Source organism: Pontibacter vulgaris, assembly GCF_022758145.1.
In the GTDB taxonomy this organism is placed as follows: Bacteria; Bacteroidota; Bacteroidia; order Cytophagales; family Hymenobacteraceae; genus Pontibacter; species Pontibacter vulgaris.
Window position 1 is genome coordinate 1 of the sequence record NZ_JAJVDH010000031.1, and the last position, 619, is coordinate 619.

Here is a 619-nt window from a genome sequence, read left to right on the forward strand (position 1 = left end):
CCTGGGTATAGAAAGCAAAAAACGTGTAGAAACAGGTCGCGAACTGTCCGCCAAAGAACAGCTGGCCTGGCCAAAAACGCTTTCGGAGCAGGCACAGGCCGTACAACGCGCCCTGCAGCTACACGAGCGCCCCGCCACCGCCCACGATCTGCTGCACCAGTTTAAAGCCGTTACAAAGCCACAGCAACCGCAACGCCTGCAACAGATAGACAGCCTGCTGCAAACGCTTCATGGGTTAGGCTTGCTGAGGAAGACGGAGAAAGAACAGTATGTGAAGTAGCAATAAGAAGCTGGTGTTGGGGCGTACCTAGGCCTTGGTAGTAGAATTAACTTTAATTGATGATATAGATGCTTGAAAACCATTGGATAGCTATAACGTGCCCTAAATGCCAGTATACTGAGTATGTAAGAATGATTAGTATGAAATTACAGGAGACGGTTATTTGCCATAATTGTAAAGCGAACATAAAGCTCATAGATCAAACTGCCTCCATTTATCTGGCTTTCCAGGAAGTTAACAACACCTTAAATAGTTTTAAAGACATCTTTAAAAGATCGTAACTATGTATTACACCCATAGACTGAGAAGTAATCTGCAAGAGTGGCATAACCGACTTTA

General features: G+C 44.9%; 1 protein-coding gene. It reads left to right on the forward strand.

Features of this window, described 5'->3' with window-relative positions; genetic code table 11:
* The coding region (locus tag LWP20_RS18180; RefSeq protein WP_242929600.1) for a hypothetical protein at window positions 1–280 on the forward strand (280 nt) is incomplete at its 5' end.
* Window positions 281–619: the final 339 nt, after the last annotated feature.